The organism is Micromonospora sp. WMMA1998 (genome assembly GCF_027497375.1).
Lineage (GTDB): Bacteria > Actinomycetota > Actinomycetes > Mycobacteriales > Micromonosporaceae > Micromonospora > Micromonospora sediminicola.
The window spans coordinates 3,011,531-3,033,283 of sequence record NZ_CP114911.1; the positions used below are offsets into that span (position 1 = coordinate 3,011,531).

General features: G+C 74.1%; 23 protein-coding genes and 1 pseudogene. 9 read left to right on the forward strand and 15 right to left on the reverse strand.

The genetic code is table 11. The annotated features are described in order from the left end of the window. Positions 1-143: 143 nt before the first annotated feature. Both ligD and O7600_RS13370 read right to left on the reverse strand, forming a co-directional pair. A complete protein-coding gene (gene ligD, locus O7600_RS13365) occupies positions 144-1,103 on the reverse strand; it encodes a non-homologous end-joining DNA ligase (protein ID WP_281593884.1) in 960 nt (319 codons plus the stop codon). Positions 1,104-1,159: 56 nt separating this feature from the next. Further along, positions 1,160-1,639 (reverse strand): cupin domain-containing protein, encoded by a 480-nt coding sequence (locus O7600_RS13370; RefSeq protein ID WP_281593885.1) that lies wholly within the window; start codon positions 1,637-1,639, stop codon positions 1,160-1,162. Positions 1,640-1,745: 106 nt separating this feature from the next. Between O7600_RS13370 and O7600_RS13375 the strand changes: the two genes are divergently transcribed. Continuing rightward, positions 1,746-2,141, forward strand: a complete 396-nt coding sequence (locus O7600_RS13375) for a helix-turn-helix domain-containing protein (protein WP_281593886.1) — start codon at positions 1,746-1,748, stop codon at positions 2,139-2,141. Between the two features lies 1 nt (position 2,142). Here the strand turns inward: O7600_RS13375 and O7600_RS13380 are convergent, their stop codons facing one another. Beyond that, positions 2,143-3,321 carry an NAD(P)/FAD-dependent oxidoreductase gene (locus O7600_RS13380; protein ID WP_281593887.1) on the reverse strand — a complete coding sequence of 393 codons (1,179 nt, stop codon included), beginning with the start codon at positions 3,319-3,321 and terminating at the stop codon, positions 2,143-2,145. Between the two features lie 55 nt (positions 3,322-3,376). Here O7600_RS13380 and O7600_RS13385 point away from each other — a divergent pair, with 55 nt between their 5' ends. The 3 genes from O7600_RS13385 (at position 3,377) to O7600_RS13395 (ending at position 6,825) form a co-directional block, all read left to right on the forward strand. Further along, positions 3,377-3,970, forward strand: a complete 594-nt coding sequence (locus tag O7600_RS13385) for a PadR family transcriptional regulator (protein WP_281593888.1) — start codon at positions 3,377-3,379, stop codon at positions 3,968-3,970. Positions 3,971-4,061: 91 nt separating this feature from the next. Then, positions 4,062-4,607 carry a TetR/AcrR family transcriptional regulator gene (locus O7600_RS13390; protein WP_281593889.1) on the forward strand — a complete coding sequence of 182 codons (546 nt, stop codon included), beginning with the start codon at positions 4,062-4,064 and terminating at the stop codon, positions 4,605-4,607. 34 nt (positions 4,608-4,641) lie between these two features. Then, on the forward strand, positions 4,642-6,825 hold the full coding sequence (locus O7600_RS13395; RefSeq protein WP_281593890.1) for an MMPL family transporter: 2,184 nt from the start codon (positions 4,642-4,644) through the stop codon (positions 6,823-6,825). Between the two features lie 75 nt (positions 6,826-6,900). Here the strand turns inward: O7600_RS13395 and O7600_RS13400 are convergent, their stop codons facing one another. Continuing rightward, the gene (locus tag O7600_RS13400; protein ID WP_281593891.1) at positions 6,901-8,157 is read right to left on the reverse strand and encodes an erythromycin esterase family protein; all 1,257 of its coding nucleotides are present in this window, start codon (positions 8,155-8,157) and stop codon (positions 6,901-6,903) included. A 79-nt stretch (positions 8,158-8,236) separates the two neighbouring features. Here O7600_RS13400 and O7600_RS13405 point away from each other — a divergent pair, with 79 nt between their 5' ends. Next, a complete protein-coding gene (locus tag O7600_RS13405; protein WP_091571113.1) occupies positions 8,237-8,431 on the forward strand; it encodes a DUF2795 domain-containing protein in 195 nt (64 codons plus the stop codon). Between the two features lie 15 nt (positions 8,432-8,446). On the opposite strand, the gene O7600_RS13410 is transcribed toward O7600_RS13405, so the two are convergent. From O7600_RS13410 to O7600_RS13440, 7 genes and pseudogenes are all read right to left on the reverse strand, one after another. Continuing rightward, entirely contained in the window at positions 8,447-10,087 is a 1,641-nt protein-coding gene (locus O7600_RS13410; RefSeq protein WP_281593892.1) for a molybdopterin-dependent oxidoreductase, read from the reverse strand. A 29-nt stretch (positions 10,088-10,116) separates the two neighbouring features. Further along, on the reverse strand, positions 10,117-10,752 hold the full coding sequence (locus O7600_RS13415; protein ID WP_281593893.1) for a fasciclin domain-containing protein: 636 nt from the start codon (positions 10,750-10,752) through the stop codon (positions 10,117-10,119). A gap of 87 nt (positions 10,753-10,839) precedes the next feature. Beyond that, the gene (locus O7600_RS13420) at positions 10,840-11,577 is read right to left on the reverse strand and encodes an anti-sigma factor (RefSeq protein WP_281593894.1); all 738 of its coding nucleotides are present in this window, start codon (positions 11,575-11,577) and stop codon (positions 10,840-10,842) included. After that, the gene (sigK, locus tag O7600_RS13425; RefSeq protein ID WP_281593895.1) at positions 11,574-12,203 is read right to left on the reverse strand and encodes an ECF RNA polymerase sigma factor SigK; all 630 of its coding nucleotides are present in this window, start codon (positions 12,201-12,203) and stop codon (positions 11,574-11,576) included. The genes O7600_RS13420 and sigK overlap by 4 nt, the downstream gene beginning before the upstream one ends. A gap of 100 nt (positions 12,204-12,303) precedes the next feature. Continuing rightward, positions 12,304-13,089, reverse strand: a pseudogene (gene erm, locus O7600_RS13430) (ErmE/ErmH/ErmO/ErmR family 23S rRNA (adenine(2058)-N(6))-methyltransferase); the annotation flags it as partial. 357 nt (positions 13,090-13,446) lie between these two features. After that, a complete protein-coding gene (locus tag O7600_RS13435) occupies positions 13,447-13,569 on the reverse strand; it encodes a hypothetical protein (RefSeq protein ID WP_281593896.1) in 123 nt (40 codons plus the stop codon). Positions 13,570-13,613: 44 nt separating this feature from the next. After that, positions 13,614-14,510: a Gfo/Idh/MocA family oxidoreductase gene (locus O7600_RS13440; protein ID WP_281593897.1), complete on the reverse strand. Its 897-nt coding sequence runs from the start codon at positions 14,508-14,510 to the stop codon at positions 13,614-13,616. A gap of 150 nt (positions 14,511-14,660) precedes the next feature. Between O7600_RS13440 and O7600_RS13445 the strand changes: the two genes are divergently transcribed. Next, the gene (locus O7600_RS13445) at positions 14,661-15,056 is read left to right on the forward strand and encodes a hypothetical protein (RefSeq protein WP_281594146.1); all 396 of its coding nucleotides are present in this window, start codon (positions 14,661-14,663) and stop codon (positions 15,054-15,056) included. Beyond that, positions 15,049-15,465: a hypothetical protein gene (locus O7600_RS13450; protein ID WP_281593898.1), complete on the forward strand. Its 417-nt coding sequence runs from the start codon at positions 15,049-15,051 to the stop codon at positions 15,463-15,465. The genes O7600_RS13445 and O7600_RS13450 overlap by 8 nt, the downstream gene beginning before the upstream one ends. Before the next feature lie 22 nt (positions 15,466-15,487). Here O7600_RS13450 and fabG read toward each other — a convergent pair whose 3' ends face one another. Continuing rightward, positions 15,488-16,246: a 3-oxoacyl-ACP reductase FabG gene (fabG, locus tag O7600_RS13455; protein WP_281593899.1), complete on the reverse strand. Its 759-nt coding sequence runs from the start codon at positions 16,244-16,246 to the stop codon at positions 15,488-15,490. A 60-nt stretch (positions 16,247-16,306) separates the two neighbouring features. Continuing rightward, positions 16,307-17,959: an alpha-amylase family protein gene (locus tag O7600_RS13460; RefSeq protein ID WP_281593900.1), complete on the reverse strand. Its 1,653-nt coding sequence runs from the start codon at positions 17,957-17,959 to the stop codon at positions 16,307-16,309. 53 nt (positions 17,960-18,012) lie between these two features. Here O7600_RS13460 and O7600_RS13465 point away from each other — a divergent pair, with 53 nt between their 5' ends. Both O7600_RS13465 and O7600_RS13470 read left to right on the forward strand, forming a co-directional pair. After that, positions 18,013-18,606 (forward strand): DUF1349 domain-containing protein, encoded by a 594-nt coding sequence (locus tag O7600_RS13465; RefSeq protein ID WP_281593901.1) that lies wholly within the window; start codon positions 18,013-18,015, stop codon positions 18,604-18,606. Between the two features lie 70 nt (positions 18,607-18,676). Next, entirely contained in the window at positions 18,677-19,342 is a 666-nt protein-coding gene (locus O7600_RS13470; protein WP_281593902.1) for a DedA family protein, read from the forward strand. A gap of 9 nt (positions 19,343-19,351) precedes the next feature. On the opposite strand, the gene O7600_RS13475 is transcribed toward O7600_RS13470, so the two are convergent. Both O7600_RS13475 and yidC read right to left on the reverse strand, forming a co-directional pair. After that, positions 19,352-20,776, reverse strand: coding sequence for a carbohydrate-binding protein (locus O7600_RS13475; protein ID WP_281593903.1), 1,425 nt, complete (start codon positions 20,774-20,776; stop codon positions 19,352-19,354). Between the two features lie 77 nt (positions 20,777-20,853). After that, the gene (yidC, locus tag O7600_RS13480) at positions 20,854-21,597 is read right to left on the reverse strand and encodes a membrane protein insertase YidC (RefSeq protein WP_281593904.1); all 744 of its coding nucleotides are present in this window, start codon (positions 21,595-21,597) and stop codon (positions 20,854-20,856) included. Between the last annotated feature and the right edge of the window lie 156 nt (positions 21,598-21,753).

Sequence of the window (21,753 nt, forward strand, 5' to 3'; positions counted from 1 at the left end):
CCGCTGACCTCGGTACGCCGAGCCAGTTGAGGTGACATCGGTAGAACTCTCGCGGAACGCCCCGGCGGTTGCCGGGGCGTTTCCGCACGTCCCTCCACCAAGCCTCCGAAGCCCGGGCCGAAGTGCCCGGGCTCCGCGTGTGGTCAGCCCGCCTCGCGCCGCGCCTTCGCCCGCCGCTTGCCCTCGTGCATCGCCTGGACCCGGGCCACCGGGATGGTGCGCCCCTCGGCGACCAGGTCGGCCGGCAGCCGCTGCGGGTCGGGCAGCGCCTCCGCCCACGGGTCCCGCTCCCCCAACAGTCCGGGCACGGTCCGCACGGTGAAGTCGGCCGGCGTCGCCGACTCCAGGTCGGCCCAACCGACCGGGTACGACACCGGCGCACCGGGCCGGATCCGGGGGCTGTAGGCGGCGACCACCGTCGCCCCGTACGCCCGGGTGGAGTCGACGAAGACGCGGCCGCCGCGGTCGGCCACGATGAACGCGGTGGTGGCCAGCGCCGGGTCGAGCCGTTCGGTGCGGGCGGCGAGCGCCCGGGTCGCCGCGGCGGCCTCCTCGGCCGTGGTGGCCGGCTCCACCGGCACGATCACGTGCAGGCCCTTGGCTCCGCTGGTCTTCACCGCCCCCGCCAGCCCGGCGTCGGCGAGCGCCTGCCGCACCAGCAGCGCGACCCGGACCGCCGCCGGGTAGGAGTCGCCCTCCGGCGGGTCCAGGTCGAGCACCAGATGGGTGGGGTGCTCGGGCTGCCCGGCGTGGGCCAGTGTGGGGTGGTATTCCACCGCCCGCTGGTTGGCGAACCAGAGCAGCGTCCGCCGATCGTCGCAGAGGGCGTACGCGATGCGCCGGTGCGACGCCTCCGCCCAAACGTCGGTGCGGCGCACCCAGTCCGGCGTGTACTTCGGCAGGTTCTTCTGCATGAACGGCTCCTGGCCCGGCCGCACCCGCAGCACCGACAGCGGCCGGTCCCGCAGCTCCGGCAGGATCCGCCCGTGCACCGCGTCGAGGTAGTCGACCAGGTCCCGCTTGGTCGCGCCCGCCCCGTCGAACAGCGGCTGGTCCAGGTTGGTCAGCGACACCCCGGCCCGGGTCTCGTCAGCGGCGGCCATCCGCCCACCTTCCCGGGCCGGCCCCGTCTCGGCAACCCCGACACGGTCGCCGGCGGTCAGACCCAGAACGTGTCGTGTCGCAGGAAGAACTCGGCCCGCTCCTCCTCGCTGCGGTCGGCGAGGTCGCGCAGCCCCTCGAAGTAGCCCTCCCGGGGTGCGCCGGGGGCGAAGTGCAGCAGCATCGACGCGGGCTCGCCGGACTCGTTGCGGAACGCGTGCACCCCGCCCTCGGGGACGTGCACGAAGTCGCCGGGCTCGGCGTCGATCCAGCGGCGGCCGTCGTAGATGCACACGGTGCCGGCGAGGATGAAGAAGGACTCCGAGATGGACCGGTGGAAGTGCGGGGCCGGGCCCGACGGTTGCGGACCCATCTCCCAGCGGTAGAGCCCGAACTGGCCGTTGGTGGTCGCCCCGGTGGCGAGGTAGCCGGCCGAGCCGCCGCCGGTGTGGACCAGTTCCGGCGGGTGCCCGGCCGATCGGAACGTCGCGGTCGTCTCGCCCCGGTCCCCGGTGTAGCGCGGCGGTGGATACGTCACGGTCCCTCCTCTGCTGGTGGAATCCCGACCGTACGTCCGTTTCCCCCGGGCCGCCGCCCCGTCCGCGCGCTTTGTCACCGGGCCCCCGGCCTGTGACGATGAGGGCGTGCGTGAGGAACAGGCGAACCGGTGTGGGCCCGGCGCGGCGGCCCGGGCCTGCACCGTGCGGGAGGCGTTGGACCGGGTCGGCGGCAAGTGGAGCATCGGCATCCTGATCGCCGCCTCGACCGGTCCGGTCCGCTTCACCGAGCTGGAGCGGCGGGTGGAGGGCATCAGCCGGCGGATGCTCACGCTGACCCTGCGAAATCTGGAGCGCGACGGCCTGCTCGTCCGGCACGCGCACCCCACCGTGCCGCCGCGGGTCGAGTACACCGCCACCCCGATGGCCCGGGAGCTGTACGAGTCGCTGGTCGCCCTCACCCGCTGGGCCGAGCGGCACCGGGAGGCGATCAGCGCGGCCCGGACGGCGTACGACCGGGAGCACGGCACGTCGGCGGGCTGAGTCAGGCCCGGACCCGCTCGGCCCACTCGATGTGGTGGTCGAAGAGCCAGGCCTGCGCGGCGCCCCCGTTGCGCGCCAGGAGGCGGGCGAACACCGGCATGCCCAGGTCCCGGACCAGGCGTCCGACCGGGCCGGCCACCTTGGCGGTGCTGGTCCGCCGCCCCTGCGCGACCACCCGCTCCACCCGATCGCGGCGCAGCCGCTCGTAGGCCGAGAACGCGGCCGGCACGTCCGGCAGGTCGCGCAGGCAGCGGGCGAGCTGGACGGCGTCCTCGAAGGCCATCGCCGCGCCCTGCCCCGAGGAGGGCGCGGCGGTGTGCGCGGCGTCGCCGATCACGACCATGCGGTCCCGGTGCCAGACCGGCACCGCGGGCAGGTCGTACGTGGGCCAGCCGTACTCGATCCGCGGGGTGTGGTCGAGGATCGCCGCCGCCGGGCCGGGATCGTCGGCGAGCAGCGCGTGCAGCCGGGCCCGGGCCTCCACCGGGCCGACCGCGGCGAGCTGCTCGCGGCTCTGCTCGACCGGCTGCGGCGGGTTGGCGAACCACCACACCTCGTCCTCCCCCACCACGATCCAGCAGAAGAAGCATCGTCGACCGAACATCATCTGCATGGTGCCGCGCTCGTCGGGCAGGCGTAGCCCGCGGGCGAACCCGCCGGCGTTGAGCAGTGGCACCCGGCGCGGCGCGGGGGCGGCCGGGTCGATGAGCGTGCGGACCCGGGACCGCAGTCCGTCGGCGCCGACCAGCAGGTCACCGTGGTCGGTGCGACCGTCGGCGAACCGGGCGGTCACCCCGCCCTGCGTCGGCGTGGCGTCGGTCAGCCGGGAACCGTGGACGAACTCGACGCCCCGGCTCAGCGCCTCGTCCCGCAGCGCGCGGTAGAGGTCGGAGCGGCCGACCGTGCGGCTGCCCGCGGCGTCGAACTCGGCGAGCCGGCGCCCCCGGTGGTTGTGCATGACCATCCGCGGCGTGGGATGCCCGAGCCCGGCGACCAGGTCGTCGAGCCCGACGGCGCGCAGCGCGTCCAGCCCGTTGACCGAGAGCGTGAGGAACGCGCCCACCCCGACGGCGTCGCGCTCGTACGCCTCGTGGACGACCGCGTCGATCCCCGCGCGGAGGAGTGCCATGGCGGCGACCGGACCGGCCAGTCCCGCACCGACGACGAGAGTTTTAGTCATGTGATGACTATACATAGAATGACTAAAAGACAACAGGGTCACCTAGGGTGGGCACATGACGGCTCGTCGCTCGCCGCTGGCGATGATGGTGCTGGCCCTCCTGGTCGAGGAGCCGATGCACGCGTACCGGATGCAGCAGCTCGTCCGGGAGCGGGAGAAGCAGGACGTGGTCAACGTCGCGCAGCGCAACAGCATCTACCAGGCCATCGAGCGGCTGCGCCGGGACGAGCTGATCCAGGTCGCGGAGACGACGCGCGCCCAGGGCCGACCGGAACGCACCGTCTACGCGCTCACCCCGGCCGGTCGCCGTGCCCTCGACGCCTGGCTCACCGAGGCGCTCGCCACCCCCGCGCGCGAGTTCCCCGAGTTCCCCGCCGCACTGTCCTTCCTGCCCATCCTGCCGCCGGAGGAGGCGGCCCGGCGGCTCGACCAGCGGGCCGACGCGATCGAGGCGCGGCTGCGCGAACGCGAGGCGGCGCTGGACGCGTTTGACCTGCCCCGACTCTTCCTGGTCGAGGACGAGTACCAGCTCGCCCTGCTCCGCACCGAACTGGACTGGGTCCGCGGCCTGGTGGCCGACCTGCGGTCGGGCGCGCTCACCTGGTCGGGCGACTGGCTCGCCGACTGGACCGGAGCGCCGGCCACCTGAGCTGCGGCGACGCGGCGCTGTGGCGAAGACCACGTCTTCCGTCTGACCGATCGGTCAGGTGCTGACCGATCGGTCAGGCATGCTGGAGGACATGGCACGCGCGACCCCGGCCACCCATGACGAGCTGCTCACCGCGGCGGCCCGTCGGTTCGCCGTCACCGGCTACAAGGGCACCTCGTTGCAGGACATCGCCCGCGAGGTGGGCTGCTCCAAGGCCACCGTGCTCTACCACTTCGCCAGCAAGGACGCCCTGCTCTGCGAGCTGATGGCCCCGGCCATCGCGATGCTGGAGGAACTCGACACCCGCCTCGCCGGACGCACCGGGGCGGACGCCCAGCGGGTCGCCGCGGAGGGCTTCGTCGACCTGGCGGTCCGCTTCCGCCGGGAGATCGCGCTGCTCCGGGGCGAGTTCCCGGACCTGCTGCAGCAGCCGGCGTTCGCGCACATCCAGCAGATCTCCGAACGGCTGGTCGCCGCCTTCGCCGGCTTCTCCGACCGGCCGGCGGCCCGCGTCGCCGCGCTGGTCGTCCTCGCCGGCATCGCCGAGACCTGCGGGGAGTTCCTGGACATCCCCGACGAGGAGCTGCGACCCGCGCTGCTCGCCGTGGCACACCGCGCGCTCGAACCCACCACCTGATCGCACTGTCCAACCCGAGGACGAAGGAAGGTCCATGGCGACCCTGCTGTACCGGCTCGGCCGGGCATCCCTACGCCGACGGCGACTCGTCGCCGTCGTCTGGCTCGTCGTACTCGTCGGTCTCGGCCTGGCCGCGGCCACGCTGAAGGGCCCGACGGCGAGCAACTTCACCATGCCGGGCACCGAGTCGCAGAAGGCGATCGACCTGCTCGCCGACCGCTTCCCGGCGGCGAGCGGCGCGACCGGCACCATCGCGGTCAAGGCGCCCCAGGACGGCGCGCTCACCACCCCGGCCGGCCAGGCGGTGGTCGGACAGCTCACCCAGGAGGCGGCCACGCTGCCCGGCGTGGTCGGCGTGGTCGACCCGTACCAGGCCCGGGCGCTCACACCCGACGGCCGGTACGCGCTGATCCAGGTGCAGTTCGCCGGCCGGGCGGACGACGTCACGACCGAGCAACGCGACGCGTACGAGAAGGTCGGCGCACAGGCCGAGGCGCAGGGCTGGCAGGTCGCCCCCGGCGGCGAGGTGCTCAACGCCGAGCCGGAGGTCGGCTCGACCGAGGCCATCGGCGTGCTGGTCGCGGCGATCGTCCTGATCATCACGTTCGGCTCGCTGGTCGCGGCCGGGATGACCATGCTGAACGCGCTGATCGGCGTCGGCGTCGGCATGGCCGGCCTGTTCGCGCTCAGCGGCGCGGTCGAGCTGACCAGCACCGCTCCGATCCTGGCGTTGATGCTCGGCCTCGCGGTGGGCATCGACTACTCGCTCTTCATCACCTCCCGGCACCGGCAGAACCTGCTCGACGGGCTCTCCCCCGAGGAGGCCGTCGGCCGGGCGGTCGGCACCGCCGGCTCCGCCGTGGTCTTCGCCGGCGCGACCGTCGTGGTGGCCCTGGCCGGCCTGGCCGTGGTGGGCATCCCGTTCCTCACCGTGATGGGCCTGGCCGCCGCCGGCACCGTCACCGTGGCCGTGCTGGTGGCGATCACCCTGGCCCCGGCGCTGCTCGGCTTCGCCGGCCGCAAGGCGCTGCCGCGCAAGCTGCGCAACCGGGAGGCGGTCGCGGACCCGGGCACCGGCTCGGAGGACCGTTCCGGTTTCGGGTTCCGCTGGGCGCACTGGGTGACCCGGTTCCGCGTCCCGGTGATCCTGGTCGGCCTGCTCGGCCTCGGGCTGCTCGCGATCCCCGCCCAGGACATGCGCCTGGCCCTGCCGGACGCGTCCGCCGCCGCCGAGGGCACCCCGGCCCGGGTCAGCAACGACCTGATCCAGGAGGGCTTCGGCCCCGGCTTCACCGGCCGGCTCGCGGTCGTCGTGACGGCCGACTCCCCGCAGGCCACCCAGGCGGCGGTGCCGCAGGTCACCGCGCTGATCCAGAAGACCGACGGGGTGCTGGCGGTGGCCCCGCCGCAGCTCGACCCGTCCGGCCGTACCGCGCTGCTGGGCGTGATCCCGAAGACCGGGCCGACCGACGAGGCGACCGAGACGGTGGTGCACGACATCCGCGAGCAGGTCGGCGGCATCCAGAACGCGGAGGTGCTGCTCACCGGCGTGACCGCGATCGGCATCGACGTGTCGGAGAAGCTCTCCGACGCGCTGCCGGTCTATCTGCTGCTGGTGGTGGGCCTGTCCGTGCTGCTGCTGATGCTGGTGTTCCGGTCGATCCTGGTGCCGGTGAAGGCGGCGCTGGGCTTCCTGCTCACCGTGGCGGCCACGTTCGGCATCACGGTCGCGGTGTTCCAGCAGGGCCACCTGGCCGACCTGGTCGGTCTGGACACCCCGGCCCCGCTGGTCAGCTTCCTGCCGATCCTGCTCATCGGCATCCTGTTCGGCCTGGCCATGGACTACGAGGTCTTCCTGGTCTCGCGGATGCGCGAGGACTACGTGCACGGCGACACCGCGCGCCAGGCCACCATCAACGGGATGGGGCACGGCGCCCGGGTGGTCACCGCCGCCGCGCTCATCATGATCTCGGTGTTCGGCGGCTTCGTCTTCCTGGAGGACCCGATCATCAAGTCGATGGGCTTCGCGCTCGCGATCGGCGTCGCCATCGACGCGTTCGTGGTCCGGATGACCATCGTTCCGGCGGTGATGTCGCTGCTGAACAACGCCGCCTGGTGGCTGCCGCGCTGGCTGAACCGGATCCTGCCCAACGTGGACGTCGAGGGCGAGGGCCTGCGCGCCCACCTCGCCGAGCGCGAGCCCGCCGAGGTGAGGTGAGGTGAGGTGAGGTGAAAGGAGGGGCCCCCTGTTAACGCCTGGCGCATAACAGGGGGCCCCTCTTAACGCCCCGCCTCACACACCGGCCGGGTACGTCTCCATCTCGCCGGGCGTCACCAGCGCCGGCAGCGGGTGCAGCGCGGTCGACTCGTCGCACCAGACGAACGCGTCGTACCGCTCACCGAGCCGGGTCGGCACGTAGTTGCCCCAGGACTCGAAGCTCGGGTCGTACACCACACCGATGGCCCGGTGGTCGGCCTCGCCGGTCACCCACTCCGGCTGGTCCTCCCCGCCGAAGACCAGCACCGCCCGGTCCGGCATCAGCTCGTGCAGCCGGTGCTCGACCGACCCCTCGCGGGCCGGCGGCACCACCATCGTCTCGGCCGGCGAGCCCCAGCGCGGGGCGGCGACCACGGTGCCCCGGTAGCTGCCGAAGCCGATCAGCGCCACCGCGTCCCGGCCGTGCCGTTCCCGGGCGAGCTGGCCGATGTTGACCATGCCGTCCGCCGCCATCTCGGTGGCCCGGGCGTCCCCGACGTGCGTGTTGTGGGCCCAGACGATGCCGCGCGCGTCCGGCCCGTAGCGGTCGAGCAGCCGGTCCAGCGTGTCCGCCATGTGGATGTCCCGGACGTTCCACGACTCCGGCCCGCCGCCGACCATGGCCCGGTAGTAGCGCTCCGCGCCGGCCACCACCTCCGCGTTCTGCCAGGCCGAGAAGCGGTCCGGGCCGTCCGCGGCGGCCTGTTCCCGGGTACGCGCGAGCAGCCGGACCACCTCCTCCTCGCACCGGGCGGAGACGAACCGGCTGGCCATCCCGTACTCCTCGACCCGCTTGCCGTACGGCTCGAAGCAGCGGTACGCCTCCTGGGCCGCCTCCAGCGACGCCGGGTCCTCCTCGCCCAGGTAGTCGAAGATGGCCTGCATCGACTCCCAGAGGGAGTAGACGTCGAGGCCGTGGAATCCCGCCCGCTCCCCCTCCGACCGCTCCAGGTTCCAGGCGCGCAGCCAGCGGCAGAAGCGGGCCACCTCGGCGTTCGCCCACATCCAGGTGGGCCAGCGTTCGAACCGTTCCAGCGCGACCAGCGGGTCGGCCGGTCCGCCCGGCGCACCCACCACGGACCGGTGCACCCGGTCGCAGTCCGGCCAGTCCCCCTCCACCGCCACGAAGTCGAACCCCTGCTCGGCGATGAGGCGCCGGGTCACCTGCTCCCGCAGCCGGTAGTAGTCGTAGGTGCCGTGCGTCGCCTCGCCGATCATGACGATGCGGGCGTCCCGGACGCGTTCCAGCAACGGGTCGAAGTCGCTCGGCGCGCCGAGCCGCTGTACCAGCATGCCCGCGGCTACCCGGGACCGGTCGGGACAAACCGGCGCCGCGGGGCATGCCGCCCCGCCCAGCGGGTAGCCGCGCGGCATGACCGTCAGCGGCGCGCAGTTGCAGGAGTTCCTGGCCGGGCTCGACTACCCGGTCTCCCGGGAGGACCTGGTCCGGTGGGCCCAGGAGAACGGTGCCAGCACCGAGACGCTCCAGACGCTGCGGACGCTGCCGGCCGAGGAGTTCGGCACCCCGGCGGAGCTGGGCGAGGCGCTCGTCGTCGTGACCCGTTGAGCGAGGCCCCGCCGCTCACCCCACCGTGACCGCGACGGTGTGGTGGCCGGTCGCGCCGTCGGGGAACGGTGGGCGGCGGTCCTCGGGCTGCGGCGCGCCGGTGCCGTCGGTGGCGCGTACCCGCAGGCGGTGCGGGCCGGCCGGGGCGGACCAGGCGAACCGCCACTGGACCCAGGTGTCGGCGGAGGCGGTGGGTAGCAGCTCCGCCGTCCGCCACGGGCCGTCGTCCACCGAGACCTCCACCGCCGCGATGCCCCGGTGCTGGGCCCACGCCACTCCGGCCACGGTCACCGGACCGGCGGGAAGTCGGGCGAACGGCGCGGGCCGGTCGATCCGCGACGCCGTCTTCACCGGCGCCTCCCGGGCCCACCCCCGCCGCACCCAGTACGCGTCGAACGCGTCGAAGGTGGTCACCTCCAGCTCGGTGACCCATTTGCACGCCCCGGCGTAGCCGTACAGGCCGGGGGTGAGCATCCGGACCGGGAAGCCGTGCGTGAACGGCAGCGGGGCGCCGTCCATGCCCACCGCGAGCATGGCGTCCCGTCCGTCGAGGAGGGTGGCGATCGGCGTGCCGATGGTCATCCCCTCGTCGGAGCGGGCCACCAGCTGGTCGGCGCCGGCCCGGATGCCGGCGGCGCGCAGCAGCGGGGCCAGCGGCGCGCCGAGCCACCGAGTGGTCCCCACGTACGGGCCACCGACCTCGTTGGACACACAGCTCAGCGTGACGTCGCGTTCGATCAGCCCTCGGTCGAGCAGGTCGGCGAAGGTCAGCTCGACCGGCCGCTCCACCATCCCGTGCAGCCGCAGCCGCCAGGCGTCCACGTCCAGCCGCGGCACGGTCAGCGCGGTGTCCACCCGGTAGAAGTCAGCGGTCGGGGTGCGGAACCCGGGCCCCACCCCGGCGGGCAGCGGACGGGCCGGCGAGGCCGGGGCGGGCAGCCGGACGGCGTCCCGGGCGCGGGTGGCGTCGGCCAGGTTCAGCCGGCGCAGCGCGACCGTGCCGGCCCCGGCCAGGGCGGTCCCGACCGCCACCAGCGCGGCGTTGCGCAGCACCGCCCGCCGCGTCGCCGCCGGACGGCGGGAACGGGCCGCGCCGAAACCGGTCGGGTCCGAACGTGCTGCGCCCGCACCGCCCGGGGCCGAACCGGCTGCGCCCGGACCGGCCGCGTCGGCCCCGGACGCCGCCCGGCCCACCCCCACCGGGTCGGGGGCGGCGTCCGGAGCGGTGGACCGGCCGGGCAGCGGCAGCCAGCGCAGGAGGGCGGCGGCCACGGCGGCGCCGGCCAGGGCCGGCAGGGCGTCGGCCGGGCGGGCGTCGGGGCGGCTCAGGGCGGCGGCGGCGCCGGCGACCCCGAGCACCGCCGGACCGAGCAGGCCCAGCGCCGGGCGACGGCGGGCGGCGACGCCGGTCAGCGCGGCCAGCACGAGCACCGCCACCGCGATCCCGCCCAGGAGCAGCGGCTTGTCGTAGGTGCCGAAGGTGCGTACCGCCCACTCCTTGACCGGGGTCGGCGCGCCGTCCACGACGGCGCCGCCGACCGCGACCAGGGGTGCCGCCGGTGGCCGGACGGCGGTGGCGAGCAGTTCCGCGACCGCCACCCCGGCGGCCGCCGCGAGCAGCCCCGTCCCGGCGGCCGCCGGGATACGGCGGATCATCGGTTCCTCCCCTCACCGGCCGGTCCGGGTCAGGACTTCGGCATCAGCACGGAGTCGACGATGTAGACGGTGGCGTTGGCGGTCTGCACGTTGCCGCAGACGACCGTCGAGGAACCGTTCACGGTGAACTCGGTACCGCTGCCGGCAACCGTCACCTCGCCGCCCTGGAGGGTCTTGTGCGTGCCGGCGAGCTGGTCCGGGGTGAGTCGCCCCTCCACCACGTGGTAGGTCAGCACGTCGGTGAGCATCTTCTTGTCGGCGAGGACCTTGTCCAGATCGGCCTTGGGCAGCTTGCCGAAGGCGTCGTTGCTCGGCGCGAAGACCGTCACCCCGGGGGCGCTGTTCAGCGAGTCGACCAGTCCGGCCTGCTTGACGGCGGTGACCAGCGTGCTCAGCACCGGGTTGCCGGACGCCGCGGTCGCCACCGGCACCTTGGCCATGGCCGCGAAGCTGCCGGGGTTCGACGCGTCGGTCGGCACCGCGGCACAGCCGGGTCCGAACTGACCGTCGGCCATCGCCGGGGCGCTGCTGGCCGGCGCGGAACTCATCGGGGCGCTGGCGGCCGGCGCGGCGGCGCCGTTGTCCTCGCCGTCCCCGCCGCAGGCGGCGAGTCCTAGGCTGAGCGTGGCGGCGAGGGCGACGGCGGTGAGCTTCACAGGGCGCATCGGGTGAATCCCTTCAAGTGGTGAACTGTCGGTCTGGAAGGGATTCGGCGCGGATCGCCGCGCGGATGGGTCCGGCCCGGGAAAAGATCAGGTGAGCGCGACCGCCACCAGCGGCGTCGTGCTCGGCCGCGTCGACCCGCCCGCCGGCTCCTCGGTCACCCCGAAGGACCCCTTGCCGCGTACGCCCACCAGCAGCCGGGTGCCGGCACCCTGCCCGGACGGCAGCACCCCGGCCGAGGTGGCGGTGCCGCCCTCGATCAGCCAGAGCTGGTAGGCCCGCCCCGGCCCCGGCGCGGCCAGTCCTTCCAGCAGCGCCACCCCCTCGTCCCGGCTCGCCGACGCGACCACTGTCACCCGGCCACCGGCCGGCGCGGTGGCACCGCGGACGACCGCGTCCGGGGCGGCCAGCACCGCCCGGATCCGGCCCACCTCGTCCCGGGCCGCGCCGGCCTCGGTGCGCGCGTCGCGTACCCGCTGCTCCTGGGCCACCCAGGTGGCCGCGCCCGCACCGCCGGCCAGCACCACGGCGGCGGCCGCGACAGCCACCCGGCGCCGCCAGGTCCCGGCTCGGGGTGACTCGGCGCGACCCGCCCGGCCGGGCCGCTCCTGCGGGGTGCGCCGGATCTCCGCGAGCACCGCCGCGCGCAACGCGGGCGGCGGCACCGACCAGGTCGGGTCGGCCAGCCGCGCGACCGTCTCGCGCAGTTCGGCCAGTTCCCGGGCGCAGCTCTCGCAGTGGTCCAGGTGCCGGGTGAACGCGGCCCGCTCGACGTCGTCCACCGCGTCGAGCACGTACGCCCCGGCGAGCGCGTGGATGTCGGTCATCGGCTCAGCTCCACTCCCAGGCAGTCGCGCAGACGGATCAGCCCGTCCCGCATGCGGGTCTTGACGGTCGGCAGCGCGGCGTCCAGCAGGCCGGCCACCTCGCGGTAGCTGTGTCCGCCGTAGTAGGCCAGCGTGATCGCCTCGCGCTGCACCTCGGTCAGCACGTCCAGGCAGCGCCGCACCTGCTGCCGCTCCAGCCGCGCCGCCGCCTCCTCGGCCACCTCGTCGTACGGCGTCTCCCGGGAACCGGCGGCGACCCGACGGGCGCGTTCGGCGCCCGCCTGTTCCGACCGGACCCGGTCCACCGCGCGGCGGTGGGCGATGGTGAAGACCCAGGCGGTCGCCGAGCCCCGGGCCGGGTCGAAGCGCGCGGCGGTGCGCCACACCTCCACCAGCACCTCCTGGGCCACCTCCTCGGCCTGGGCCGGATCCCGCAGCACCCGCCGGGCCAGGCCGTAGACCCGGGGCGAGACGATGCCGTAGAGCCGTTCGAACGCGGCCTCGTCGCCGCGCGCCACCGCCCGCAACAGGTCGTCGGCCTCGACCCCCGGGTCCGGGGCGGCCGGGGACAGCGCGTGCAGCCTCGACCGCCCCGGCACGTCACCGGCGCTGTCGCCGTGGGTCATCCGGTCCCGCCTTCCGTCCGCTCCGTCTGCCAGCACGGTAGGCATTCGGAGCCGGGGCCGTCCCGGATGGCCGCCGTTTCCCGCTCCGGCCGCTGTCACTCGCGTGCAGCAGCCGGAACAGCACCAGCCACTGCTCGGGCCAGACCAGCCCGACCGGGGCGTCCGGGGCGACCCGGGCGGCGCGCAGCGCGCCGTCCACCCGACGGCCGGGATGAGCGGTGCGCAGCGACGCCGCGAGCGAGCCGCCGACGCCGCCGAACCCCAGCTCCACCATCCGTCGGTACGCGGGCAGCGCGTCCGGCGCGAGCAGCGGCACGGTGCGGCGCTCCAGCCGCAGGATGCCACCGTCCACGGCCGGCACCGGCCGGAACGCGTCCCGACGCACCCGCCCGACCAGCCGCCAGTGGTGCTCCGGCCAGGTGGACACCGTCAGCCGGCTCCACCGGCCGTGGTCACCGGCGCGCTTGCGGGCGTAGTCGAGCTGGGTGAGCAGCGTCGCGGCGCGCAGTCCGGGCGCGGCGAGACACCACCGGACCACCGCCGCGGTCAGCGACCAGGGGATGTTGCCGACCACCGAGAACGGTTCGTCGGGCGGGGACGCGGCCAGGAAGTCGGCCGCCCGGATCTCGACGTGCGGCAGCGGCGCGCAGGTCGCCGCCAGTTCCGGCAGCACGGTCGGGTCGACCTCGTAGGCGACCAGCCGGCCGCAGCGCGCGGCGAGGGGCCGGGTCAGCTGTCCACGCCCGGCGCCCACCTCCAGCAGCAGGTCGTCCGGTCCGGGCCGGACCGCCCGGACCAGCCGCGCGACGGCGGCCGGGTCGGCGAGGAAGTTCTGGGACAGTACGCGACGGGACCGGTCGCGTGCGGTGGGTCGGCGGGGCGCCACGGGTTCGTCCTGTCTGTCGCCGGACGGCGACGGGTACGGACCGCTGCGCGGGTGTCCACACCGGAGCCGGCGGGCCCCGCGGGGCATGCCGGAGGCCGACGGCTTAGGTCGAGCCGGCGTGGATCGGTCGGGCGGTCCGAGCGGATCGGGACTCGGACGGCCCTGGAGAGTCGGTCGGGACGCGGACCGGCCGGACCACCGCGCCAGACGCCGCCACCTCGGCGAGGTGGCGTGGTTGGTGGAGGCCGGATGCCGCCACCTCGGGGAGATGGCGGGGCCCGACCCGAGGACACCACCTCCGGGAGGTGGCGGACCGGCAGGGGCCGAGCCGGGGAGGCTCGGCGGCCGGTGGTCGGGTCAGGCGCGGCGGTGGGCGTCCCGGCCGGCCAGGGCCGGGCGCCGGACCCGCGGGCGGGCGACCAGGAGGAGCCCGCGCGCGGCCGGCGCGGCGGCCACATCGATCAGGGCATGCGTGAACATGCCGGCCAGGCTAGCGGCGGGCCGTCGCACCCGCGACGGGATTTCTACAGCTCGACCGTGCGGCCCTGGGCCCGGGCGGTCTCCGCCGCGTCGAGCACCGCCACCACCTCGCGGCCGAAGCGCACGTCGCAGCGGTGGTCCCGGGTGCCCGCGTCGACCTCCTCCAGCAGCTGGTCCAGCGCGGTGCCGAACGCCTGGAGCACGCTGCCGTCGCCGGGCGGGACGCTCTCGGTGCCGTTCTCGCCGAAGAACACGAAGTCCCGGGCGACCGCCTCGGCCGGCGCGTCCAGGGTGAGCGAGAGCGAGCTGGTCGCGCCGCCGTCGTGGGTGAGCAGGAGGTGCACCAGACCACTCGGCCCGTCCATCGCGGCGACCCGGGTGACCCGGCCGAGCACCGGCAGGATCAGCGACAGCGCGTGCGGGCCGATGTCCCAGAGCGCACCCCGGTCCCGCCGCCACTGCGAGTCGCCGTACGGGTTCCCGGGCTGGTAGATCGAGGCGAACATGGTGGCCCGCGCGTGCTGCCAGCCGCCGGCGGCGGCGGTCGAGGCGAGGAAGCCGGTGACGTTCGGGTGGAAGCGCTGGGTGAAGAAGACCACCGAGGCCACCCCGGCCCCCTGGGCGGCGGCGACCACGCGGTCGGCGTCGGCCAGGCCGAGCGCGAGCGGCTTGTCCAGCAGCAGGTGCCGCCCGGCGGTGGCGGCCCGGACGGCGATGTCGGCCTGCACGTCGGGCGGGAGCGCCACGGCGACCGCGTCGCACGCGTCGAGCAACGCGTCGACCTCGGTGAAGGCCGGCACGCCGTGCCGGGTGGCCAGCTCCTCCGCCTTCGCCGGGTTCCGCCCCCACACGCCGGCCAGTCGCGCCCGCGGATGCGCGTCGATGGCCGAGGCGTGCGTCTCCGCCGCCCAGTGACCGGTGCCGAACAACCCGAACCGCACCCCGACCCCCTGCCGTCGTCGTCGGCCGCCGGCGTACGCCCGGGGCCGTGATCCACGCTAGTCGCCCGACCCGTCCGGCGCGCCCCGACCCGGCGGGAGAGCCGCTACTACACGGATTAGTAGACTGGGCCGGTGAACGACACAGCGTCGATGACCAGCGCCGCGGCCTCCGCCTCGCCGGTGGACGGGATCCTCGCCACGATCCCGATCGTGCTCTCGCTGGTGGTCGCGGTCTGGGCCCTGGTGGCCGCCGTGCGCCGGCAGCCGCCGGACCGGATCCAGTTCGTCGGCCTGGCCGTGCTGGAGGTGGCGCTGCTCGCGCTCACCGTGGTGGCGCTCGTCGCGCTCGGCGGGGGCGACCGGCCGGGCGAACCGGGTGCGTTCTTCGGCTATCTGGTGACGCTGGTCTGCCTGCCGCCGCTGGCCTGGGTGCTGGCCCGGATGGAGCCGACCCGGTGGGGCTCCGCGATCGTCTGCGCGATCTGCCTGGTGACGCCGGTCGTCGTGGTCCGGCTGCAGCAGACCTGGGAGGTCGTCGGTGGCTGAGACCCGGACGCCGGAACGCGCCACCAACCGGGGGCCGGGCCGGCTGTTGATCGCGGTCTACATCCTGTTCGCCATCGCCGCGACCTCGCGGGCCGGGCTGCAGATCGCCACGAAGTTCGACGAGGCGCCGGTGGCGTACCTGCTCTCCGCGCTGGCCGCGCTGATCTACATCGTGGCGGCGGTCGGGCTGGCCCGCGCCGGGCACGCCGGCCGCCGGGTGGCGTTGGCCTGCTGCTCGGTCGAGCTGGTCGGGGTCCTCGCGGTCGGCGTGCTGAGCATCGCCGACCCCGAGCTGTTCCCGGACGAGACGGTGTGGTCGGACTTCGGCAGCGGCTACGGCTACATCCCGCTGGTGCTGCCGGCGCTCGGCCTGTTCTGGCTCTGGCGCACCCGGCGCGACCCCGCGTGAGCGGGGCCGCGCCGGAGAGCGGTCAGTCCTTCGGGCCGCCGGCGACGTAGATGACCTGGCCGGAGACGAACGACGCGCCCTCGCTGGCCAGGAACGAGATGGTGTGCGCGACGTCCTCCGGACGGCCGGGACGGCGTACCGGGATCTCGGCGGCGGCGTGCTGCTGGAGCGCCTCGAAGTCGACCTTCATCCGCGCCGCCGTCGCCGCGGTCATGTCGGTGACGATGAAGCCCGGCGCGACCGCGTTGACGGTCACCCCGAACGGGCCCAGCTCAATCGCCAGCGTCTTGGTGAAGCCCTGGAGGCCGGCCTTGGCGGCCGAGTAGTTCGCCTGCCCTCGGTTGCCCAGCGCCGAGGTGCTGGAGAGGTTGACGATCCGGCCCCACTTGCGCTCGACCATGTGCTTCTGCGCGGCCTGGCTGAACAGGAAGGCGCCGCGCAGGTGCACGCCCATGACCGTGTCCCAGTCGGCGTCGGTCATCTTGAACAGCAGGTTGTCCCGGAGCACGCCGGCGTTGTTGACGAGCACGGTCGGGGCGCCCAGTTCGGCGGCGATCCGTTCCACGGCGGCCTCGACCTGGGCCCGGTCGGAGACGTCGGCGCCGACGCCGAGAGCCCGGCCACCGGCCGAGCCGATGGCGTCCACGGTCTCCTTGGTGGCGGACTCGTCGATGTCGACCACGGCGACGGCCATGCCGTCGGCCGCCAGCCGGCGGGCGGTGGCCGCGCCGATGCCGCGCGCGGCTCCGGTCACGATGGCGACGCGGGGCTCCTCCGACATGATTACCTCCCGGTAACTTGGGGTCGATCGAAGGAGCCTAACCCGCGCACGCCGCCGTCGTCAGAGGCCCTGGCCCCGACAGAGCCGGATCCAGCGGTAGCCGTGGCCGGCGAGCTTGAGCCGGTCGAGCTTGCCGACGTCCTCGTAGTTGCGGTCGGTCAGCACGTCGATCGGCAGGTCCGCCTCCGGGGCCAGCGTGCTCAGGTCGACCTCCACGTCCTCGGTGCCGAGGTTGTGCAGGAAGACCATCGTCCCGGTACGCCCGTCGGCGCGGTGCGCGAGCACGCCGGGCGGCATCGGCACGTCGATGTGGGTGGTGCTGCCGGAGCCGATCTCCGGCGCCTCCCGCAGCGTGCGGATCATCCGCTCGAACCAGCCCAGCAGCGAACGCGGGTCCTTGCGCTGGGCGGTGACGTTGACCTGCTGGTAGCCGAAGTCCCCCTTGTCGATCACCGGGCGGACCAGCTTCTCCGGCTCGGCGGTGGAGAAGCCGGCGTTCTCCTTGTACGACCACTGCATCGGGGTGCGGATCGCGTCCCGGCCGTCCAGCGCCAGGTCCTCCCCCATCCCGATCTCCTCGCCGTAGCGCAGCACCGGCGTGCCGCGCAGCGAGAACTGGAGCGCGTACGCCAGTTCGATGTGCCGACGGTCGTTGCCGAGCATCGGGGCGAGGCGGCGGCGGATGCCCCGGCCGTAGAGCTGCATGTTCTCGTCCGGCCCGAACCTGGCCAGCACGTCCTTGCGCTGGTCGGCGGTGAGGCGGGACAGGTCGATCTCGTCGTGGTTGCGCAGGAACGTCGCCCACTGGCCGCCGGTGGGCAGCTTCGGGGTGTCGCGCAGCGCGTCGATGATCGCCTCCGGGTCCTCCCGGGCGAGGGCGAGCATCAGCCGGCCGTTGAGCATGAAGTCGAAGAGCATGTGGATCCGGTTGCCCGAGCCGCTGCCGTCGCCGAAGTAGACCGGCAGCTGGTCCGGCTCGACGTTCGCCTCGGCCAGCAGGGCCGCGTCACCCCGGCGCCACTGCACGTGCTGGCGCAGGTCGGTGAGGAAGTCGAAGTCCTTGGGCGAGTTCGGGTTGCCCGGCTCGGTCCGCTCGATGATGAACGGCACGGCGTCCATCCGGAAGCCGGAGACGCCGAGCTGGAGCCAGAACGAGGTGATCTTCTTGATCTCCGCGCGGACCTTCGGGTTCTCGATGTTGAGGTCCGGCTGGAACTTGTAGAAGCGGTGGTAGTACCAGGCCTTGGCGGTGCGGTCGTAGCTCCACGTCTCGTGCTGCTCGCCCGGGAACACCATGCCCTGGTGCCGGTCGTCCGGCTCGTGGTCGGCCCAGACGTACCAGTCGCGGTAGGGCGAGTCCGGCGAGGACCGGGCGGACTGGAACCAGGGGTGCTGGTCCGAGGTGTGGTTGACCACCAGGTCGATGATCACCCGGATGCCGCGGTTCTGCGCCTGGTGCAGCAGCTCGGCGAAGTCACCCAGGGTGCCGAGGCGCGGATCGACGTTGTAGAAGTCGGTCGCGTCGTACCCGTCGTCCTTGTTCGGCGAGGGGTGGATCGGGTTCAGCCAGAGGCAGGTCACTCCCAGCCTGGCCAGGTAGTCCAGTCGCCCGATCAGGCCCTGGAAGTCACCCACCCCGTCGCCGTCGGAGTCCGCGTACGTGTCCACGTCGAGGCAGTAGACGACCGCCTCCTGATACCACCTGTCACCCATGCGTCAACTACTTCTCCGAACGGCCGATCCGGCAAACCCGGTACGGTGCCCCCATGAGCGAGGATGGCTCGGACTGGTCCGCCGGTGTCTGGCTGAACCCGCCGGAGCGCGCCGAGCCGGCCGACGGTGGCCTGTTGGTGGAGCCGCGTGGCGGCAGCGACTTCTGGCGGCGCACCAGCTACGGCTTCGTGCACGACGACGGCTCGGCGCTGCTCGCGCCGTTCCCGGTGGACAGCGCCGTCGAGGTCTCCTTCCGGCTGGACTACGGCGCGCAGTTCGACCAGGCCGGCGTGCTGGTCCGGGTGGACGAGCGGCGGTGGACCAAGGCCGGCGTCGAGGTGAGCGACGGCGCCCCGCAGGTCGGCGCGGTGGTGACGGACGAGTTCTCCGACTGGTCGGTGGCGCCGGTGCCGGACTGGTCGGGGCGGGACGTGACGGTGCGGGTGAGCCGGGCCGGGGACGCGCTGACCGTGCGCGCCCGGGTGGACGAGGAGCCGTGGCGACTGGTCCGGGTCGCGCCGCTCGACCCGGCTGCCGAGGCGTCGGCCGGGCCGTACTGCTGTTCCCCCAGCCGCGGCGGCCTGGTGGTCCGCTTCACCGGGTGGCGGCGGGGGCCGGCGGACTCGGGGCTGCATCCGGAGAGCTGAGCCACAGGTGTGGGTGGGGCCGGGCCGGGTACTACCCCCGGATCTCCGGCAACCCTGTGGAAGGACCACCATGGCCCTGGCCCAAGACGTCGACCCGAACCAGTTCACCGGGCTGACCGGCTGGGTGGCCAGCGTGATCGACTCGTTCGGCGCGGTCGGCGTGGCCCTGCTGGTGGCGTTGGAGAGCATCATCCCGCCGATCCCGAGCGAGATCGTGCTGGCGATGGCCGGCTATCTCTCCGCCGAGGGCCGGTTCAACGTCCTGCTGATCGTGTTCGCCGCGACGGTCGGTTCGCTGCTCGGCGCGCTGGTGCTCTACTGGCTCGGCGCGGCGCTCGGCGAGGACCGCCTGAAGCGGTGGCTGGACCACATCCCGCTGGTCGACCTGGAGGACCTGGAGAAGGCCGACCGGTGGTTCGAGCGACACGGCCGCTGGGCGGTGCTGATCGGCCGGGTGGTGCCGGTGGTCCGCAGCCTGGTCTCGATCCCGGCCGGCGCCAACCGCATGCCGTTGGGCGAGTTCGTCCTTCTCACCACGCTGGGCAGCGGGGTGTGGAACGCGTTGATCGTCGGCGCCGGCTTCACTCTCGGGTCGCGGTGGAAGGACGTCGACCGGTACAGCCAGTGGTTCAACTACGCGATCTTCGCCGTGTTCGGCGTCATGATCGTCAGCTGGGCGGTGAAGAAGGTACGCCGGCGGCGCGCCCGGCGGCAGTCGGTGACCGCCGGGCGCTGACCGCCCGCCTCAGCGGCGGAACGTGAACCAGTTGACGTTGACGAAGTCGGACGGCTGGCCGCTGCTGAACGTCAGGTAGACCGTGTGCCGCCCGGTCACCGCGCCCACGTTGCCGGGCACCGAGCGCCAACTCTGCCAGCCACCGGTGTTGCCGACCGCGAAGCTGCCGATCGGCGGCGCGGTCGGGCTGTCCACCCGGACCTCGACCAGTCCGCTCACCCCGGCCGCCGCGCCGGACGCGACCCGGGCCACGAAGTCGCGCGGTGGGGTCGAGCCGAAGTCGACGTTGTCGTAGCGGGCCCAGTCACCGTTGGCCAGCCAGCCGATGTCCTGGCCGCCCTCGGCGCACGTCTCCACCTGCACGCCGTTCTGCGCGTTGAACGACTCGGCCTGGATGGTGGCGTAGGCGTCCCGCACCCCGCCGGGCGGCGGTGTGGTCGGGGTGGGCGACGGGTTGCCCCCGCCGCCGCGGGTGTAGACCGCCACGTAGTCGACGAGCATGGACCGGCCGGACACGGTGGCCGCGGTCGGTGTGGCCGAGCCGGCCACCCCGTCCGGGAAGCCGCCGCCCATGGCCACGTTGAGCAGCAGGAAGTAGCCGGCGTGGTTGGTCATCTGCCCCCAGTAGGGCTCGCCGACCTGGTTCTGCCCGACGGTGTGGAAGAGCTGGCCGTCGACGTACCAGCGCAGTTGCTGCGGGCTCACCGAGGCGTCCCACTCGAACCGGTAGGTGTGGAACGCCGACTGGCAGGTGCTGCCGGGGCAGGCCCGGGACGCGCCGATGCCGTTGAACTCGCCGCACGGGCCGCCGGGCGCGATCCCGCAGTGCAGCACGCCCCAGACCGAGTTGATCCCGTTGACGTTCTCCATCACGTCGAACTCGCCGATGCCCGGCCAGTTCTGGTAGTTGCCCCGGTAGGGGAAACCGAGCGCCCAGAACGCCGGCCAGTAGCCGGCCGCCGCCGCGCCGGTGACGTTGGGCATCTGGATCCGGCCCTCCAGGGCCAGCACGCCGCCGGACGGCGGCTTGAAGTTGGCCCGTACCGTCTCGATCCGGGCCGAGGTCCAGCGGCCGGCGGCGTCCCGCAGCGGCGTGATGCGCAGGTTGCCCGAGCCGTCGTGGGCCAGGTTGGCGGTGCTGGAGGTGTAGGTCTGGATCTCGCCGGTGCCCCAGTTGGCCGGCCCGCCCGGATAGCTGGTGCCGGTGTCGACGATCCAGTTGGCGGACGAGGGCAGCGTGTTGGCGGCGCCGGTGAAGTCGTCGCTCCAGACCAGGCTCCACCCGGAGGGCGGGGCGGGCACGGCCGCCTGCGCGGTCATCGAGACGCCGGCGAGCGCGGTGGTGGCGGCGAGCACGGCGGCGGCCAGGGCGAGCCGGCGGCGTGGCCGGGGCACGGTGGTGGGGGCGGCCGGGGCCGCCGGGATCGGGTCCATGTCGGGGTGCCTCTCTGCGGGGACGGGGCGGAGAGCGCTCTCTGAGAGCGATTTCTACGCGCCCGTCCCCGCATTTGTCAACGCTTGTCGATGGGTTCCGGAACCGGGCGGCGCAGCACCACCTGCTCCACCGCGGTCCACGCGGTGGTGGTGACCAGGTAGAGCACGGCCGCGAGCGGCACCACCAGCGCCACCAGCACGGTCCCGAACGGCAGCAGCGGCACCAGCCGGCCGAGCACCGCCGCGCCGGGACCCTCGGCCGGGGCGCCGGCCACCGTGCCGGTGGCGGCGGCCGCCCGACGCGCCCGCCGGGAGGACCACCAGGCCAACGCCAGCAGGACCGCCAGCAGCACCCCGAACACGACCGGCACCGGCCCGGCCAGCCCGTCGCCGAGGTGCCACCCCAGCGGTACGCCGGCCAACCGCTCCCCCAGCAGCTCCGGCGCGCCGTCACCGGTGGCGAAGAGGCGGTACATGACCAGGAAGAACGGCGCCTGCAACAGCGCCGGCAGGCAACCGGCGACCGGGCTGGCGCCGGCCCGCCGGTAGAGCGCGAACAGCTCGCTCTGCAGGCGGGTGGGGTCGTCGGCGTACCGGCGCTGGAGATCGCGGACCTCGGGCGCGAGCACCGCGCGGCGCCGCTCCCCACGGACCTGGGCCACGGTGAGCGGTGAGATCAGCAGCCGGATCCCGGCAGTGAACAGGACGATGGCGGCGGCCGTCGCGGCGCCGCCGGCGAGCGGAGTGAGCGTGTCGGCGAGCCAGGTGACGACGACCGCGGCGGCCGAGGCCGCGGAGTGCAACGGTGCGAAGGCGAGCATGGGAAGACCCCTCGGTGGCGATTCCGGGTGTCCCGGGGCGGCGACGTGCCGCGGCGGGACGGATGACGACGGAATCGGCCGCGAAAGCCGAGACGGAGGAGCGGGCGGACGTCACGCGAGTGGCTGCCCCTGCGGCGGCGCCACCCGTCCGGGCGG